Source organism: Providencia alcalifaciens, assembly GCF_020271745.1.
In the GTDB taxonomy this organism is placed as follows: domain Bacteria; phylum Pseudomonadota; class Gammaproteobacteria; order Enterobacterales; family Enterobacteriaceae; genus Providencia; species Providencia alcalifaciens_B.
Genome location: NZ_CP084296.1, coordinates 3,600,098 through 3,618,309 on the forward strand (window position 1 = coordinate 3,600,098; position 18,212 = coordinate 3,618,309).

Genomic DNA, 18,212 nt, shown 5'->3' on the forward strand with positions numbered 1-18,212 from the left:
TAGGATATGGCTTAGTTCACCAAAATACGCTTATTGGTTGCACCCCATAATATGGACATTTCAGTAAACAGCGCGCCGCTAATATCTTCAACTTCTTCAGCGGTTATCTCCCCTTTCCCTTGTTTACCAAAAAAGACGACCTCATCCCCTGGCTGTACATTTTTAATATCAGTGATATCGACCATTACCGTGTTCATGGATGTTTTTCCAAGGACAGGTACTCGCTGTCCATTAATTAAAACATGCCCAGCATTACTGAATACACGGCGGTAGCCATCCGCATAACCGACAGGAATATTTGCTAATACAGAATCACGCTTCAGCGTATACGTTTTGTCATAACCGACGGTGTTTCCTTTCGGATAATGATTCACCGCCGCAATATTCGATTTAAACGTCATCACACGTTTGTAGTCTTTAGTGGCAACCGTATCACCATAAAAAATACCCCCAACACGCACCATATCTAACCATGATTCAGGCACTGTCAATGTTGCATAAGTATTCGCAACATGCAGAGTGACATCTTCACGTTTCAATCCTGTCACATTCAGAACTTGTTGGGACTCTTTTTTAAATTTGGCCAGATCTTTTCGGATTTTCGCCTCATCCTCTTCCGGATAATGGGACATAATTCCAACGATTTTTAAATTGGGTAACTGCGAGATTAGCTTAGCTTGCTCCAATCCTTCTGGGTTACTGACTTCCAAGCCATTTCGTGACATTCCTGCCGAGTTCAATGCAAGATGAATCGGAATAACTTTGCCCTGTTTCGCTGCAATCGCATTTAAGCGTTGCGCCATTTCCAAGTTACCAATCAATTCTTCTACATTAAATTCGGTGGCTTGAGCCATCTCTTTTTCTGTGGCGTTACGCACACGCATTAAACGCCCTTTAAAACCTAAATCACGAACTTGCTTCAATTCAGTGTTGCTAGTTAGCCCAATACACTGAACATTATTTTCAATCATTACAGGGGTAACTAACGTTAGGTCATGCCCATATGCATCCCCTTTTAAAACGGCACACATCCCCGCTTTATCACCCAATAATGCTTGTACTTTCTTGATGTTGTAATCCAATGCACTGTGAGAAATTTCTATCCATGCATTGTTAACGAGCGCAGGTTGAATTTGTGCTGATGGGGTTTCTATGATGTTGGTTTTCGCAGGTTGCTGACATGCAGTCGCCACCAGCAGAGGAAGAAGAGCAAGATATTTCAGACGAAATGCCACGTTATTATCCTTAGCCATGGATCAGTGAGTTTCCCCTCACCTTTATTATTATGATTACGGGGAATGAACATATACTTTCGATGTATATAGACTATTGATAATAACAATATGAATTAATTGAACAAGCAATAATTGTTATTTTTTGAATAAAAAATCATTTTTAGTGATTTTATAATCACCAATTAAGATCCCCTCTTTTTTAAGGGCTTACTGACCGCAATACAAGTATCTCTAAATGCTATCAACAATGTTTTTTACGAGGCTGCTCTCATAATCATTTTTTCTGCTTTGAATTACCTTGTTCGGGGTATGTTTTTATTTTTGAAAATTATTATTCTGGGTGCGTTTGTGTTTGGGGGATTGTGTTTTAATCCTCAGCCTTGTTGATTGTTCCGTTATCTCGTTTTTAAAGCACGTTATTTTAACTAATAAGGGAAACTATGAATTGGATAATTCAAAAGATAATGAATCCTCTTACAGGAGGAGTTGGTTCCGCCTTAGCACTCAATGGTGCTATATCGCTTATCGTTCCATCCCTGATTTTAACAACCACTAATATTTATATTCTAGCGGCTATACTCAGCGTTATTTTCATCTATATCTCGATAAAATATGATTGAGTTTTTCCATCCACAAACAACACAAGCACTCAGCATATTTTACTTTACGCTTATTCTTGCTTACTTAGTTATTCACCTTATTTGGGAGCATTTTGATAAGTTTGCCGAAGATTTTTCGTTAACTCGTTTACCTCAAAAGGTGGCAGTTATCTACACCGCCGCCACCTTCTCGAGTAATTTATTTTTAATCGTTATTATGTTTAACCTAGATAACCCACTCAAAAATGATAGCGTCATGATTTTACCGTTAAGCCTCGCAGGGCTAACTGGTCTATGCTATTCGTTAGGGGCTATTGTTCCGAGGAAGAAAATTTATCACACTTAAAGTCCGCAATTATGGACTTTAAGTGTGATAAATAATTACAATGCCCTTAATTTTGGACTTAATGCATGACGGTTTGACTATTAATATATAAAGTCCTATATTTGGTACATTATTATGCATTTTTGCATATTATGTCCATAATGGAGGGCATTATGAGCAAGAAAAAATCATCATCAGCCTATGCAGAGCAAATCGGCGAGCGGCTAAAACAAGCAAGACTGAATCAGAATTTAACCCAAACAGAATTAGCTCAATTTGTGGGTGTTTCGCGCAAAACAGTTATGGCCGCTGAAAAAGGTCATACTCAGCTAGAAATGTTTATTGCCATTATGATGGCGTTAAACCTAACTGAGCAATTAGATCTATTTTTACCTCCACAACCAATATCCCCTATTCAACTGATGAAATTACAAGGAAAGAAACGGCAACGTGCATCTGGACAACGCACCGACCACACTGATACTGAAGAGGAAGAATTAGAATGGTAATGGAAGTTATCGAAGTATGTTACAAAAGCGAAAGCATTGGAGCATTAAGTTTTGATTCCTCTACAGGTCTTGGTGCCTTTGAATATTCCACTGAATTTATTAAAAAAGGTATACAGCTGTCTCCGTTAAAGATGCCACTATCAAAACATATTTATCGCTTTCCCGAACTCAACTATCACACATTTAAAGGGCTATCTGGACTTATTGCCGATTCTTTACCTGATGATTTTGGTAATGCTGTCATGAATGCATGGGTTGCAAGCCAAGGTAAATCAATTGACAGCATTACGCCTTTACAGCGCCTGCAATACACTGGCAAACGAGGAATGGGAGCATTGGAATACATCCCTGCAACCAAACTTCATAACAACAATACAAAAACCGACATTCAAATTGAGTCTCTTGTTGCTATTGCACAGGAAGTTCTCGATTTGCGTAGCAACTTTAATGTGGAATTAAGTCGCAACCATCAAGAAGATTCAGCTTCAATGATGGAGTTACTATCTGTAGGAATGAGTGCTGGTGGAGCAAGGCCTAAAGCTGTTCTCGCCTTTAATCATGATTTTACCCAAGTCCGTTCTGGTCAATCAGATATACCAAATAATTTCACTCACTATTTAATGAAATTTGATGGTGTAAGTGAACACAATACAAACCAAGAAACATTTGGAGATCCACTCGGTTATGGTGCCATGGAGTATGTCTATCATTTGATGGCGGCACAGTGCGGAATCGATATGATGCCATGCCACTTATTAGATGAAGGTGCTAGGCGACATTTCATCACTCAGCGTTTTGATCGTATCGGTAACCAAAAAGTTCACGTACAGACCTTAAATGGTTTAGCACATGTGGATTATAAAAACCCCGGTTCATTTTCCTATGCTGAATTATTTGGTATTGCCCGTGAATTACGTGTATCTGCAAATGATGCATTTCAGCTATTAAAACGAATGACTTTTAACATTATCGCTCGCAATCATGATGACCATTCCAAAAACTTTGCATTTATGCTGAAAGATAATAAATGGACTTTAACTCCCGCTTACGATCTAGCTTATAGTTATAAACCCGGCAGTAAATGGGTAAACAGCCATTGGATGAGTTTAAATGGAAAAAGAGATGATTTTACCCGTGAGGATTTTTATTCTTTAATCAAGCTCAGTCCTGCATTTAGCAAACAGAAAATCGACAATATTATAGATGAAACGCTAGATGCCGTTTCCCAATGGAGAAAACTTGCCAACGAGTGGGACGTTCCTGCTGAATTAGCCGATGAAATAAATAAAAATTTGAGATTAGAAATCTGATTCTTAGTTAATAAATCAGTTATTTATAAACTAAAATTTCTCATTTCTAACCCGTCAGCTCATTCACAATCGTAAGCACACAACACAAGGAAGAATCATGACAAAACGATGGATAAAAACCTTTCAACTCATCAAATTAGTATTGTTATGGGTACTTTCGTGGGTTCCTTTTCCTGGTGACGGTGGCGTTCTTAGTAGTGCTATCGACCGTGCATATAAACGCGCACTCAATGATTTTCGCAATAGAAAAATTGATGAAAAGAATGCTGAAATGAAGAAAAATGGCGTTAACATCAAAAATCTAAATAAAAAGCTTTAACTTATTGCTTATCCCATCATCAACACACCAAATATTTCGGTTCATCACTAATCCTAAAAATACCGAGCAATCTCAGTCATTCCCAAAAAACAAAAAGGCACCAGTAACTAACTGATGCCTTTGAATTTATCGACAACTAAAAACTGTTATCAACAATAACTCTATCATTCCCACTCAATGGTTGCTGGTGGCTTGCCGCTGATGTCATAGACTACGCGGGAAATGCCATTCACTTCATTGATAATGCGGTTAGACACGCGGCCTAAGAAATCATATGGCAAGTGAGCCCAATGAGCAGTCATAAAGTCGATGGTTTCAACTGCACGCAGAGAAACAACCCAATCATACTTACGGCCATCGCCCATTACGCCAACAGAGCGCACTGGTAAGAATACGGTAAATGCTTGGCTAACTTTATTGTACAGATCCGCTTTATGCAGCTCTTCGATAAAGATAGCATCTGCGCGACGCAGCAAGTCACAATACTCTTTCTTCACTTCGCCCAGAACACGAACGCCTAAACCTGGGCCTGGGAATGGGTGACGGTACAGCATATCGTATGGCAGGCCTAACTCCAGACCAATCTTACGCACTTCGTCTTTGAACAACTCTTTCAGAGGTTCAACCAGACCCAGCTTCATATCTTCCGGTAAGCCACCCACGTTATGGTGAGATTTAATGACGTGTGCTTTACCCGTTGCTGATGCCGCAGACTCGATAATATCTGGGTAAATAGTCCCTTGCGCTAACCATTTGATATTTGGCAGCTTAGAAGACTCTTCATCGAACACTTCGATAAATACGTGTCCAATTTTCTTACGCTTCGCTTCTGGATCTGAAATACCTGCCAGTGCGTTCATAAAGCGGTCTTCTGCTTTCGCGTGGATGATGTTCAGGTCAAATTTGCCTTGGAACATTTCCATGACCTGGTCAGCTTCATTTAAACGCAGTAAGCCGTTATCAACGAATACGCAAGTCAGACGCTTACCAATAGCACGGTTTAATAACAGCGCAGTAACAGATGAATCCACACCGCCAGACAGTGCTAACAGAACATGGTCATCACCGATTTGTTCTTTCAGGCGAGCAACGGTATCTTCGATAATCGCGGCTGACGTCCACAGCGCTTCACATTGGCACAGATCCAATACGAAACGTTTTAAAATATTTAAACCTTGATGAGTGTGAGTCACTTCTGGGTGGAACTGAACACCGTAGAAGCGTTTCTCGACATCCGCCATGATGGCATATGGACAGCTTGGGGTGCTTGCAATTGTTTTGAAGCTAGATGGGATAGCGGTCACTTTGTCGCCATGGCTCATCCATACATCTAAAACGGGCTTACCATCTTCGTTCAACGCATCTTGGATGCCACGGAACAGGTCGCAATCTTCCAGAATTTCAACGTTCGCATAACCAAACTCACGTTCGCCAGACACTTCAACCGCGCCACCTAATTGCATGGACATAGTTTGCATGCCATAGCAGATACCTAAAACAGGCACGCCCGCATTAAATACATACTCTGGTGCACGTGGGCTATCAGCTTCTGTCGTACTTTCTGGACCACCAGACAAGATAATTCCGTTAGGATTAAACTCTCTGATTTGCTCTTCGGTTACATCCCACGCCCACAGTTCACAGTAGACGCCAATTTCACGGATACGACGCGCAATCAGCTGAGTATACTGAGAGCCAAAATCAAGAATAAGAATGCGATGCTTATGGATATTTGTAGTCATTTGAGGAGAATTCCAGCAATTCAAGTCAAAATAAAAGGTGGTGACGCCATCAATATGGGCGCCACCCTGAAACTTTTCGATTACTGCTTTAAAGGATAATAACGCCCCGATATGGCCGTTATTATCCTAAACAATAATTACTGCCCTAAGCGATAGTTAGGAGACTCTTTAGTGATAGTCACATCATGAACGTGACTTTCTTGGATACCCGCTCCACTGATACGCACGAATTCAGCTTTCGTTCTCAGCATATCGATAGTACCGCAACCTGTCAGACCCATACATGAGCGTAAGCCACCCATTTGTTGGTGAATGATCTCTTTTAAGCGACCTTTGTAAGCCACGCGACCTTCGATACCTTCTGGAACCAGTTTGTCTGCTGCGTTATCAGATTGGAAATAACGGTCTGAAGAACCTTTAGACATCGCTCCCAGAGAACCCATTCCACGATATGCTTTATAGGTACGACCTTGGAATAGGATAGTTTCACCCGGAGATTCCTCGGTACCTGCAAACATGGAGCCAACCATTACACACGCAGCGCCTGCCGCGATAGCTTTAGAGATATCTCCAGAGAAACGGATACCACCATCCGCAATGACAGGAATACCCGTGCCTTCTAATGCACCTGCCGCTTCAGCGATTGCGGTAATTTGAGGTACCCCCACACCAGTTACGATACGAGTCGTACAAATTGAACCAGGGCCGATACCCACTTTCACTGCGCTAACGCCAGCATCTGCTAATGCTTTCGCACCTTCAGCTGTTGCAACGTTACCACCAATGATTTGTAAATCAGGGTATTTTTGGCGAGTTTCACGAATACGCTGTAAAACCCCTTCAGAATGACCGTGTGAGGAGTCAATGAGCAGAACATCAACGCCTGCTGCAACCAGTGCATCAACACGTTCTTCGTTACCTGCACCAGCACCGACAGCCGCACCTACACGCAGACGGCCTTGCTCGTCTTTACATGCGTTTGGTTTACGTTCTGCTTTTTGGAAATCTTTAACCGTGATCATACCTAACAGATGGAAGTTATCATCGATAACTAAGGCTTTCTCAACACGTTTCTCATGCATTTTTTGTAAAACAACTTCGCGTGCTTCGCCTTCTTTCACGGTCACTAAACGCTCTTTTGGCGTCATCACCGCAGTGACTGGCTGATCTAAATCCGTCACGAAACGTACGTCACGACCTGTAATAATACCCACTAAAGAATTATCTTTAGAAACCACAGGATAACCCGCGAAACCATTACGTTCAGCCATTTCTTGCACTTCACGAATTGTGGTTTCTGGAGTAACAGTGACAGGATCAGTCACGACGCCGCTTTCATGTTTTTTCACACGACGAACTTCTTCAGCTTGACGCTCAATGGACATGTTTTTATGGATAAATCCAATACCACCTTCTTGAGCCAGTGCGATAGCCAGATCAGATTCGGTGACAGTATCCATCGCTGCGGAGAGCATAGGAATGTTCAGGCGGATTTTTGCGGTCAGTTGAGTGGACAGATCTGCCGTGTTTGGCAGTACAGTTGAGTGTGCAGGGACGAGTAAAACGTCGTCGAAAGTTAGTGCTTCTTTTTTAATGCGTAACATAGGCAATATCCCACCAGGCAGCGTTATGAAAGGTATAAAATATTGCCGCGGCATTATACACACCGTAATCGGTTGCTTCCAGCCTTTTTTCAAAAAAAACTTGATAAGTCCGTTGGCTACGTTAGTATCAGTCAATTAAGTCATTGTTTTAAAATTTGATCTAGCTCACATGTCGACTCAACAAAATAGCGCAATTTACTCAGTCAGCAAGCTCAACCAAACGGTAAGAGAAATTCTTGATACCCAAATGGGACGAATTTGGTTAACGGCCGAAATTTCCAATTTTTCGCAGCCGAGTTCGGGGCATTGGTACCTGACACTCAAAGATGATCGTGCCCAAGTTCGCGCGGCGATGTTCCGCGGGCAAAATACTCGCGTCACCTTCCGTCCGCAAAATGGGCAGCAAGTATTAGTCCGTGCCACTGTCACACTGTATGAGCCGCGTGGAGACTATCAGCTAATCATCGAAAGCATGCAGCCCGCAGGTGAAGGTTTACTGCAACAACGCTTTGAGCTACTCAAACAAACCCTCAATGCCCAAGGGCTATTTGATGTTATTCACAAGCAAGCCTTACCCTCTCCAGCAAAGCGCGTGGGGATTATTACCTCTGCAACCGGTGCTGCCCTACATGATATTTTAAATATCCTACATCGCCGAGACCCATCCCTCCCCGTGGTTATCTACCCGACAGCGGTTCAAGGGGATTTAGCGCCAGCACAAATCGCCAGAGCCATCGAGCTGGCAAACCTGCGCAATGAATGCGACGTGCTCATTGTGGGGCGTGGAGGCGGTTCACTGGAAGATTTATGGGCATTCAACGAAGAGATCGTAGCACGCGCTATTTTTGCTAGCCAATTACCGATCATTAGCGCCGTTGGGCATGAAACAGATGTGACTATCGCCGATTATGTTGCCGACGTACGCGCACCTACACCATCCGCAGCCGCGGAGCTTGTCAGTCGCAATCAAACCGAGATGCTGCGCCAATTGAAATCAGGGCAACAGCACCTAGAAATGGCGATGGATTATTATCTGGCAGCGCAACAGCAACGTTTCGCGCGTCTGCAGCACCGTTTACAGCAGCAACACCCGCAATTACGCCTTGCTCGGCAACAAAATCAGCTTTCAGCTTTACGCCAAAAACTGACTAATGCCATCAGCCGCCAGCTACAATCGGCAACCTTTAAATTTGATAAAAACCAACGCCGTTTGATGCAAAATGACTTGCGTCCTCAATTACAACGCCAACAGCGCCAATTACAGCAAACTCAGTATCATTTGCAAAATATGCTGACCCAGTTGGTGAATAACTACCGCCAGCGTTTTGCTATAGCCTGCTCTAAAATGGAGGCTGTCAGCCCTCTTGCGACCCTTGCCCGAGGTTTCAGTATCAGCGAAACCACTGATGGCACTGTATTGAAAAAAACCAGCCAAGTGAAATTAGGTCAACAACTCAAAACTCGCTTAAATGATGGCTGGGTCGAGAGTCAAGTTGTTAGCATTAAGAAAGTTCGAGCAAAAAAAGCAATCAAATAGCGATTTATCCCGCTTATCTATCTTGTTATTGAGAGATAAGCGGGACTCAATTGCATTATTGCTTAAAAACGCACCTGCCCACCAATCATGTAACTGCGCCCTCTTCCCGTTTCATTATTTCTGCCGCGTTCTTCCATCACAGCACCAGAATTCGCACGGTTTAGCACGTCTGTGTAATTTTCATTAGTGACGTTATTAATCGCCATCATCAATTTGAAATGCTTATTGATTTCATAATCGGCATACAAGTCAACGATCGTGGGTTGTTTTTCATACTTCTCCGTCATTGCATCCCCGTTCATGTCACCGTCAGGAACTGGGCTGATACGTTTAGATGGCCCTGTCCAAGTCACCGTCGAGCCGAGAGTCAGTTTTTCATCAAACAGGCGAACACCCGAATCTAAAGTCACATAATATTCAGGTAATTGGGTAAAGTCCCCTGCACTAAATACCGAGGTACTGTTAATTGACACCGGTTGTTTACCAGACTCTTTGGTGTAAGAAACCATGGAGTAAAACACGCCAGCATCGTAGTTAGCTTGCAACTCATAACCGCGCAAATTGACATCCCGTGGATCGTTCACATAGATATCCGCACGTTGGGAGATGGCTGGATTTTCTTTATTCCATACATCATCGTTGATTAAGCACCAATCAAACTCCTCCTGAGAAGTTGCGCGGCAGAGCAGGAAAGATTTGCTCGTTATGTAATCCTTAATATGAGTATGGAACCACAGTGCTTTTAGGTTAAATTGGTCACCCTCCACCACTAAATCTGGCTTGAAGCTATTAAAGCCAATTTGCCAAGTTTTCGATTTTTCCCCTTTTAGGAATGGATTCATGCTCTGACCACCATTTGACGAGGAAAAAGCTTCTTGCGAGTTCGGCGAACGCATCGAATGCGCGTAACTCACAAATGGCTGGAATTCTGGGATGACTTGAGCAGAGATTAATACTCCAGGGTTAATACCACTGTCTCGTAGATTTAACGTACTGGCTTCTTGAGGGAAGCATTTTTCGGTTTTATCACAAGCATATTTGTATCCTTGAACGCGATAATTTAAATAATTGAGGTCGAATGTCGCCGTGTAAATATCGTACTGCGCCTCAAATTGGGTATACAAACTCAGAATATCTTGTGTGCCACTTGGTGAGAATGGATTATTGATAATCGTATTTGGGTCTTCAACAGGCTGCGTGATTTTTTGGTATTTGGTTTTCATGAGTTTCGAACCAACCTGCCACTTAAAATCTGCATCACCATAAGAAAAACGACTCGTGTTAGAGAGGTTTATACTGTTTGATTTATTTTCAGATTCTGCATTTTTTAGTGCCCCACCAATTGGTTCACCTTGGAATTTTTGGGTATTAAATCCATGGCTCGCCAGCACTTCCACATCAATCAATTCATTGATTGGCGTGTATTTATATTTAAGGTAATAATCTTCGCTATTAATCTTACGGCTGGTTAATTTATTTTGTAAAAATCGCCCGCTGAATTCGACTTCATGGCTATCATTCGGTTTATATTTTAATTTAGTTAATTGAGATTGCGGTTTTTGTTTGAATGTCGGATCCGTTGCAAATTCATCCGTATCAAAGCCATCACCATTTTTATAACTGCCCGGAATATTGTGCCCACTCACAGCAATTAAGCCGCCAAAATAGCCATCACCCTCATTTAATAACGTTTTCCCCGCAACCGAAACCATGCCGTTATAACCAAGTCCATTATCTCCCCAACTCCCTTTGCTTCGTACTCCCCACAAATTATCTTTGAAAATCACATCATCGATAGATAGAGTTCGAAAGTTTGCGCTTCCCGCTAAGGCGTTAACACTGTTACTGCCATTCAACTGCCCCTTTTCAACTTCAACCTCCACAATAAAGTTGGGGTCGATAAGTGAACCAAAATCATTACTTGGCTGCATACCATGAGTAAATTTACTCGGCGATATTCCGTAATAGCTTTGTGTGACACCATCCACCATCATGTTCACGCGCCCAAAGCCACTCAGCCCACGAATATTCACGTTGATGGTTCCTTGGCTCGCATCCATTTGGGTATAGGTTCCGGGCATCGAACGGATAATTTTATCCATCGATTGTAATTTATTCTCGGTGCCGACCGCGCTATAAGCACCTGGTTTTTCTAATGCTTTCACTAACGGCGTTTGTTTTTGTGCACCCGACACTTTTAATTGGCTAAAATTAACCACATCATCTTTCTGCTTATTTGTCTGCTGTGTGTTTTCAGACAAAGCGAAGCCGTGGAAGCCAGCGGAAATAGTCCCAGCTACCATGATTATTATTTTATTATTCATTAAACCATTCCTGTAAACGTACTGATAAAACAGCCGCTCACATTGCAAACGCAGAATAAAAATAGTGTCTGCGAATAGGATCAACTGCCCGTATTAATAAACCGTACAGCTGATCCTTAATAGCCTTATTTTTGGCTAATTATTATGGGTAACGCTATTTTAAATCTGGGAAATATTTTGCTTTATTTTCTAACATCAGAATAAAGCTATATTCTCTTGCAATATCATCTAACGCATTAAAACGACCAGATTTTCCACCGTGTCCGGCATTCATATTGGTTTCTAATAACAATAAAGAATTGCCTTGTTTCAAATCACGCAGTTTTGCCACCCATTTTGCAGGCTCCCAATATTGTACTTGGGAATCATGCAGCCCTGTGGTGACCAAAATATGCGGATAGTGCTGGGCTTTGATATTGTCATACGGGCTATAGGCTTTAATGCGCCAGTAATCTTCCTCATTCTCTGGATTACCCCACTCATCGTATTCACCAGTGGTCAGCGGAATAGATGGGTCCAGCATTGTCGTGACAACATCCACGAATGGTACCGCTGAAACTACGCCCTCATATAGGTCAGGCGCCATATTCACGACCGCCCCCATTAATAAACCGCCTGCACTTCCGCCCATCGCATAAACGTGGCCTTTTTCACCATAACCTTGTGCCAATAGCGCGTTAGTCACATCAATGAAATCCGTAAACGTGTTCATTTTGTGGATGGTTTTGCCTTGGATATACCAATTTTTACCTAGATCGCCACCACCACGAATGTGAGCAATCGCATACACGAAACCTCGGTCAAGCAGAGATAAACGAGAAGAGCTAAATGATGGGTCGATACCATATCCATAGGCACCGTAGCCATAAACCAGAAGTGGATTTTTACCTTGTTTGAAGCTATCTTTGTGATAAACCAATGAAACTGGTACTTTCACCCCATCTTGGGCCGCTACCCAAATACGTTCACTTTGATAATTCGCTTTATTGAAATCCTTCACTTCCTCTTGTTTTAATAGCTGTTTCTCATGAGTCAGCATATTAATTTCATACACCGAGGATGGTGTTGTCATGGAGGAGTAACCGTAACGTAATTTATCGGTATCTGGCTCCGGGTTATTGCCAATCCACGCCATATACGCCGGGTCATCAAAGCTCACAGAATGTTCTTTATGGGTTAACCAACTAATTTGGCGAATATTCACTAAGCCGTTTTGACGCTCTTCAATCACCAACCAGTTATTAAATAACGCAAAATCTTCAAGGTCGACATCATCGCGAGGCGCGATAAAACTCACCCACGGTGCCGTGGTATTATCCGCAATATACAGCCCAAATAACGGATGCTGATGATTAGAACGAATATAGAATTTGCCATTAAAATGGTCAGGGTAATATTCCACACCCGTTTTACGAGGTTGTAGTACTATCGCATCACGTTCAGGTTGGTTCGCATCCAGAAGACGATATTCTGACGTTTCGGTGCTGGTGATCCCGATCAGAATATAATCTTTGGAGGTGGATTTCGCTAAACTCACATAGTAAGTATCATCTTTCTCTTCATACACCAATTTATCAGCAGATTGGGCTGTTCCATATTGGTGTTTAACCACTTGATAAGGCAGCAGTGTTTGTTTGTCTTTATTAACATAAAACAATGTGCAGTTGTCATTTGCCCACACAATATTGCCTGAAGTGTTAGTCAAGACATTTTCTTGCCACTTAGCATCATCAACTTTACGGAACGAAACTGCATAATCATTACGACCTTGGCGGTCTTCAGCGATAGCAATCGTGGTGTTATCTGGGGAAATTGCTAGCGCCCCCATTCGGTAATATTCAGTGCCTTCCGCGCGTTGGTTACCATCAACTAACACTGTCCATTCGCCATCACTATTAATAGGGCGCCTTTCATAGATAGAATAGTTTTTACCCGCGACAACCCGAGAACGGTATGAATAGCCATTGTAATTGTAAGGGACTGATTCATCATCTTGCTTTACTCGGGATAATAATTCGTCGTAAATTTCCTGTTTTAATGGCTCGCCCAATTCAAGCTGCTGCGTGGTATAGGCATTTTCTTGATTCAGATATTCAAGAATTTCCGGTGCTTCACGGTTATCGTCTCTTAACCAATAATAGTTATCAACGCGCTGATCCCCGTGGATAGTCATGGTATGGGGCTGTTTTTTCGCTATTGGTGCTAGCATTTTTTCCTCCGCAGCACTGCTGGCTGCATATAACCCAAGTAGTGTGATCACACAGTAAGTGGTAATTTTATTACGCATGGTTTTATTATGCATAGTGAGTCCAATCTATTTATCATTAAGAGTAAAATCAATAGGTAACCTGACTGTTATCCGTCCATTCTTGAGTATTTCTGCTGGCGGTACGGGTAACGGCGCCGCGCGAGATAACACCTGCTGCGCTTCTTTGTCTAAAGAACGTGTGCCTGATGAATTCGCTAAACTGCTATCAAGTAAAAAACCTTGGCTATCGACCGTAAACATCACCACTGGTTTACCTACGCGGTTACGCCTTCCTGCATCTTCAGGGTAACGTTTATATTTATTCAATTTTCCAAGTACCATCGCTTCCCACTGTTTTTGTAGGCTATCAAGGGCTTCGGACTGGCTATTGAGTTCTGCAGCAATTTGCTGGCTTTGGACGAGTGCAGCTGCATCGCTAGTCACTGGCGCATCGCTGGCTTTCGAATCTGTGGTTTGCACCTTCTTCACTTGCTGCTGTTCTTGTTTCTGTTTTTTCAACTCAGGCTTTGGTTTTTTAGCCATTGTTTTCGTGAGTTGCACTTCCGCTTGATCATTAACAGGCAGTGTGGGAATAATGGCTTCCTCTGCTTGCGCTTTATGGGATTCACTCGCTACAGCCAGCTCTTGGGTTTGACCAATGTTCACTTCTGTTAATTGTTTGGCTTGTGCTTCGATAGATAACTGCATCACCACCGAGGGTGGCGGCAGTGACTCCTCCCATCGCGCATTGTGTGTTATCCAGATAAAAAAACCCACAATGGCAATATGCAGCACCACGGCTAAAACCAGCCACCCGCCCATCTTGGAGATTTTACTTACATACCCACTTTCAAACGTTATTGTGCTCATATTCATCTTACGTGCCCTTACCGAGTTGCGAATGATAATCAATAACGAATGCAAATGGAAATTATTTGTAAATAGGTGTGATGATTGCCTCACAAAATTAACAGTTTAAAAACATCGTATTGCTCGTATTTGTTGATTATTTCGGCGTGTACCAGACATAATCTGCATTCAAGTTATCGATTTCCTCGCCTTGTTCCGAAATAATCAATACTTTTAATGGCTCATCTGGCGCTAAATCAAGCACATGTAACGGCACTCCAATCGCTCGCGTTGCATGATAACCGCCTGCAAATAACAATGCCGGTGCTGGAGCATCTAATAAGCCCTTCGCCATCGCTCTATCTCTTAGTTGCTGGATCACCAGCATCTTTTTCGCTTGTTTATCATCCAACTCACCGTTGTGTGAGCGCTTAATAGTTTCGCTGATCATTTCCTGAATAACAGGCTGCGTTGAATGTATTCCTGTGAGCGTAGGCGGGTTGTCATAAGCCTCCATCACTGTATCTCGATTAATATTCGCCGCTAAAACTGGGGATGGTTGAGCCAGTAAATACTTTACAAGCTCCCCGTATTGCTCCCATGGCCAACCATTATTCCAATGTAAAACCTCTTGCAGTTTTTCATCTCGAATATACGGGTTCCCCTGCATCTGTTTTTGAACATTGTTAACTCGACTTTGTTGATCTGGGGTGAGAATTTCCAATAGTACTGCACCTTGGGGGCGTATTTGCTGCATTTCTTGAGCAACCCACTGCTCGATTTGATGATGGTAAATATTGTCGTGTTTTTCCCCGACAATCACGCGAGGAGAGGCTGCAAGCTTTTGAATTAACTGCTGTGGAGTGATGGATTTACCGGAGTCCAACTCAATGATTTTGCCTATTTGCGTTAATTGAGGGTCCAATTGCTGAGCTGTTTTTGGTATTTGCGAGGTACATCCTAACTGCATGAAACTCAAAACGAAAAGTATCCCTAAACTTAACAGTGGTGGTTTTTTCGTTAAATAATTCAAAGAACGTGCTGATATCATTATCTTTTCCATATAGTGACTTTGAAGTCATTCAAAATACAGATAATGAGAATCATTTTCAAATGAAAAAGACTCCCATTAACAACAATGGAAGTCTTTATGCGGGGCTCTATGATTAATCAATCATTCGAGAAACTATTATAATGAATCTAATTACAGTGGGTTCGTTTGAGCTTCCACTGCAGCTAACGCCACCATGTTAACAATACGACGAACAGATGCAATTGGCGTTAAGACGTGGACAGGTTTCGCAACACCCATCAGCACAGGACCCACAGTGACACCATCAGAACTTGTCACGCGCAGCAAGTTATAGCTAATACGCGCCGCTTCCATGTTTGGCATAATAAGTAAGTTTGCTGAGCCTTTCAGTGGGCTATCTGGCATCACATCTTTGCGGATTGATTCAATCAACGCCGCATCCGCATGCATTTCACCATCAATTTCCAAATTTGGTTCACGCGCTTTCACTAATGCCAGTGTATCACGCATTTTTTGTGCTGAACCGCAATCTGAAGAGCCAAAGCTAGAGCGAGATAACAGAGCCACTTTTGGCTCAATACCAAATCGACGAACCGTATCCGCAGCCATTAAAGTGATTTCGGCTAACTCTTCTGGCGTTGGATCTTCGTTCACATAAGTATCTGCAATAAAGGTATTACCAGTTGGTAATAATAAGGCATTCATTGCCCCAGCAGTATGTGCACCTTCGCGGAAACCAAACAGATCTTTGACGACTTGGTAGTGTTCACTGTAGCTACCGATTGAACCGCAGATCATCCCATCAGCTTCACCACGCAGAACCATGATACCGCCGATAATAGTTGGGTTAGCAACTAATGCACGACGCGCCATTTCTTGAGAAACGCCACGGCGTTTCATGATTTGATAATATTCTTGCCAGTACTCTTTAAAGCGTGGGTCATTTTCATTGTTGACCACTTCAAAGTCTTTTCCTAGCTCAATATGCAGACCCAGTTTTTGGATACGCATTTCAATCACGCTAGGGCGACCGACCAGAATAGGGAATGCTAGACCAAGGGAAACCAGCTCTTGAGTTGCGTGTAATACGCGCTCTTCTTCCCCTTCCGCTAATACGATGCGTTTTAGCTCTTTTTTCGCTTGAGAGAAAATTGGCTTCATAAATAAGTTTGTTTTATGGACAAACTGATTCAGTTTTTCAACATAAGCATCCATATCTGCAATTGGACGTGTTGCGACGCCTGATTCCATTGCCGCTTTTGCCACTGCTGGTGCAATTTTCACGATAAGGCGCGGGTCAAATGGTTTTGGAATAATATATTCAGGGCCGAAGAACAAGTCTTGGTTTCCGTACGCTGAAGCCACTTCTTCACTTTGTTCCGCCAGCGCTAAGTCAGCGATAGCATAAACACAAGCCAGTTTCATCTCTTCGTTGATTGTCGTTGCGCCTACATCCAGCGCGCCACGGAAGATGAATGGGAAGCATAGAACGTTGTTCACTTGGTTCGGATAGTCAGAGCGCCCTGTACAGATAATCGCATCTGGGCGAACTTCTTTCGCTAATGGTGGCAGAATTTCCGGCTCAGGGTTAGCTAATGCTAAGATCAGCGGATCTTTCGCCATGGTTTTCACCATTTCTGGTGTTAATACGCGAGGGCCTGAACAACCTAAGAAAATGTCAGCATCAGGAATAGCATCCGCTAGTGTGCGTTGACCATTATCCTCAATGGCATACGCGGCTTTAGTCGCATCCATTCGCTCATCACGACCTTTATAAATCACCCCTTTTGAATCGCAAACGGTGATATTTTCGCGCTTTAATCCTAACGCCACTAATAAGTTCATACAGGCAATCGATGCGGCACCCGCACCAGATACGACTAAACGAACATCGCTAATTTCTTTTTTAACGATGCGTAGACCGTTAATCACCGCCGCAGTACAGATAATTGCGGTTCCGTGTTGGTCGTCATGGAACACAGGAATATTCATGCGTTCACGTAATTTTTGTTCAATATAGAAGCACTCTGGCGCTTTAATATCTTCGAGGTTGATACCGCCAAATGTCGGTTCCAGCGACGCGATGATATCAATCAGTTTATCAGGATCAGTTTCATCGACTTCAATATCGAAAACATCAATACCCGAGAATTTCTTAAATAGTACCCCTTTCCCTTCCATGACAGGCTTACCTGCCAATGCGCCGATATTCCCTAACCCTAGCACCGCAGTACCGTTAGAGATAACACCCACAAGGTTACCTTTCGCTGTGTAACGATATGCTTTTAGTGGTTCTTCTGCGATTTCTAGGCAAGGTACTGCAACACCTGGTGAATAGGCTAAAGCTAAGTCACGTTGAGTCGTTAACGGTTTGGTTGGTGTGACAGTAATTTTCCCAGGATGAGGAAACTCATGAAAATCGAGAGCACTTTGTTTTAATTTATCATCCATCATCAAGTCCTTTCAAAATTTGGTAAGGTAAGAGCCATCACAGTATAAACACATCTTGTTAGCAAATCATGATCACACCTATGATTTCCAGAAAAATCTTTCATTTACAAGGAATTTACACAGATTT

At 42.7% G+C, this 18,212-nt stretch carries 13 protein-coding genes; 5 read left to right on the plus strand and 8 right to left on the minus strand.

The features are described 5' to 3' along the window. Positions 1–11 precede the first annotated feature (11 nt). Positions 12–1,235 carry an alanine racemase gene (gene alr / locus LDO51_RS16560; protein WP_225577296.1) on the minus strand — a complete coding sequence of 408 codons (1,224 nt, stop codon included), beginning with the start codon at positions 1,233–1,235 and terminating at the stop codon, positions 12–14. A gap of 612 nt (positions 1,236–1,847) precedes the next feature. Between alr and LDO51_RS16565 the strand changes: the two genes are divergently transcribed. The 4 genes from LDO51_RS16565 (at position 1,848) to LDO51_RS16580 (ending at position 4,297) form a co-directional block, all read left to right on the plus strand. Then, positions 1,848–2,180, plus strand: a complete 333-nt coding sequence (locus tag LDO51_RS16565) for a hypothetical protein (protein WP_225575460.1) — start codon at positions 1,848–1,850, stop codon at positions 2,178–2,180. A gap of 152 nt (positions 2,181–2,332) precedes the next feature. Further along, positions 2,333–2,668, plus strand: a complete 336-nt coding sequence (locus tag LDO51_RS16570) for a helix-turn-helix transcriptional regulator (RefSeq protein ID WP_225575461.1) — start codon at positions 2,333–2,335, stop codon at positions 2,666–2,668. Then, a complete protein-coding gene (locus LDO51_RS16575; RefSeq protein ID WP_225575462.1) occupies positions 2,662–3,978 on the plus strand; it encodes a type II toxin-antitoxin system HipA family toxin in 1,317 nt (438 codons plus the stop codon). The genes LDO51_RS16570 and LDO51_RS16575 overlap by 7 nt, the downstream gene beginning before the upstream one ends. A 97-nt stretch (positions 3,979–4,075) precedes the next feature. Next, on the plus strand, positions 4,076–4,297 hold the full coding sequence (locus LDO51_RS16580; protein WP_225575463.1) for a hypothetical protein: 222 nt from the start codon (positions 4,076–4,078) through the stop codon (positions 4,295–4,297). Positions 4,298–4,461: 164 nt separating this feature from the next. Here the strand turns inward: LDO51_RS16580 and guaA are convergent, their stop codons facing one another. After that, positions 4,462–6,039: a glutamine-hydrolyzing GMP synthase gene (gene guaA / locus LDO51_RS16585; protein ID WP_036953431.1), complete on the minus strand. Its 1,578-nt coding sequence runs from the start codon at positions 6,037–6,039 to the stop codon at positions 4,462–4,464. Between the two features lie 137 nt (positions 6,040–6,176). Then, positions 6,177–7,643, minus strand: a complete 1,467-nt coding sequence (gene guaB, locus LDO51_RS16590) for an IMP dehydrogenase (RefSeq protein ID WP_225575464.1) — start codon at positions 7,641–7,643, stop codon at positions 6,177–6,179. A 169-nt stretch (positions 7,644–7,812) separates the two neighbouring features. Here guaB and xseA point away from each other — a divergent pair, with 169 nt between their 5' ends. Beyond that, positions 7,813–9,180 carry an exodeoxyribonuclease VII large subunit gene (xseA, locus tag LDO51_RS16595; RefSeq protein ID WP_225575465.1) on the plus strand — a complete coding sequence of 456 codons (1,368 nt, stop codon included), beginning with the start codon at positions 7,813–7,815 and terminating at the stop codon, positions 9,178–9,180. Between the two features lie 62 nt (positions 9,181–9,242). Here the strand turns inward: xseA and LDO51_RS16600 are convergent, their stop codons facing one another. The 5 genes from LDO51_RS16600 to maeB form a co-directional block, all read right to left on the minus strand. After that, complete coding sequence (locus LDO51_RS16600) at positions 9,243–11,504, minus strand: TonB-dependent receptor domain-containing protein (protein ID WP_225575466.1); 2,262 nt, start codon at positions 11,502–11,504, stop codon at positions 9,243–9,245. A gap of 154 nt (positions 11,505–11,658) precedes the next feature. Next, a complete protein-coding gene (locus tag LDO51_RS16605) occupies positions 11,659–13,791 on the minus strand; it encodes a S9 family peptidase (protein ID WP_225577297.1) in 2,133 nt (710 codons plus the stop codon). Between the two features lie 27 nt (positions 13,792–13,818). Beyond that, positions 13,819–14,628 carry an energy transducer TonB gene (locus tag LDO51_RS16610; protein WP_336432172.1) on the minus strand — a complete coding sequence of 270 codons (810 nt, stop codon included), beginning with the start codon at positions 14,626–14,628 and terminating at the stop codon, positions 13,819–13,821. A gap of 130 nt (positions 14,629–14,758) precedes the next feature. Continuing rightward, the gene (locus LDO51_RS16615; protein WP_225575467.1) at positions 14,759–15,652 is read right to left on the minus strand and encodes a ChaN family lipoprotein; all 894 of its coding nucleotides are present in this window, start codon (positions 15,650–15,652) and stop codon (positions 14,759–14,761) included. Between the two features lie 153 nt (positions 15,653–15,805). After that, positions 15,806–18,085, minus strand: a complete 2,280-nt coding sequence (maeB, locus tag LDO51_RS16620; RefSeq protein ID WP_225575468.1) for an NADP-dependent oxaloacetate-decarboxylating malate dehydrogenase — start codon at positions 18,083–18,085, stop codon at positions 15,806–15,808. Between the last annotated feature and the right edge of the window lie 127 nt (positions 18,086–18,212).

Excerpts from the sequence above, each read along its gene's own strand:
- maeB (WP_225575468.1), bottom strand. The coding sequence starts at position 18,085 with ATGGATGATAAATTAAAACAAAGTGCTCTCGATTTTCATGAGTTTCCT.
- LDO51_RS16570 (WP_225575461.1), top strand. The coding sequence starts at position 2,333 with ATGAGCAAGAAAAAATCATCATCAGCCTATGCAGAGCAAATCGGCGAG.
- LDO51_RS16610 (WP_336432172.1), bottom strand. The coding sequence starts at position 14,628 with ATGAATATGAGCACAATAACGTTTGAAAGTGGGTATGTAAGTAAAATC.
- LDO51_RS16615 (WP_225575467.1), bottom strand. The coding sequence starts at position 15,652 with ATGATATCAGCACGTTCTTTGAATTATTTAACGAAAAAACCACCACTG.
- guaB (WP_225575464.1), bottom strand. The coding sequence starts at position 7,643 with ATGTTACGCATTAAAAAAGAAGCACTAACTTTCGACGACGTTTTACTC.
- LDO51_RS16565 (WP_225575460.1), top strand. The coding sequence starts at position 1,848 with ATGATTGAGTTTTTCCATCCACAAACAACACAAGCACTCAGCATATTT.
- LDO51_RS16600 (WP_225575466.1), bottom strand. The coding sequence starts at position 11,504 with ATGAATAATAAAATAATAATCATGGTAGCTGGGACTATTTCCGCTGGC.
- guaA (WP_036953431.1), bottom strand. The coding sequence starts at position 6,039 with ATGACTACAAATATCCATAAGCATCGCATTCTTATTCTTGATTTTGGC.
- LDO51_RS16605 (WP_225577297.1), bottom strand. The coding sequence starts at position 13,791 with ATGCGTAATAAAATTACCACTTACTGTGTGATCACACTACTTGGGTTA.
- LDO51_RS16580 (WP_225575463.1), top strand. The coding sequence starts at position 4,076 with ATGACAAAACGATGGATAAAAACCTTTCAACTCATCAAATTAGTATTG.
- xseA (WP_225575465.1), top strand. The coding sequence starts at position 7,813 with ATGTCGACTCAACAAAATAGCGCAATTTACTCAGTCAGCAAGCTCAAC.
- LDO51_RS16575 (WP_225575462.1), top strand. The coding sequence starts at position 2,662 with ATGGTAATGGAAGTTATCGAAGTATGTTACAAAAGCGAAAGCATTGGA.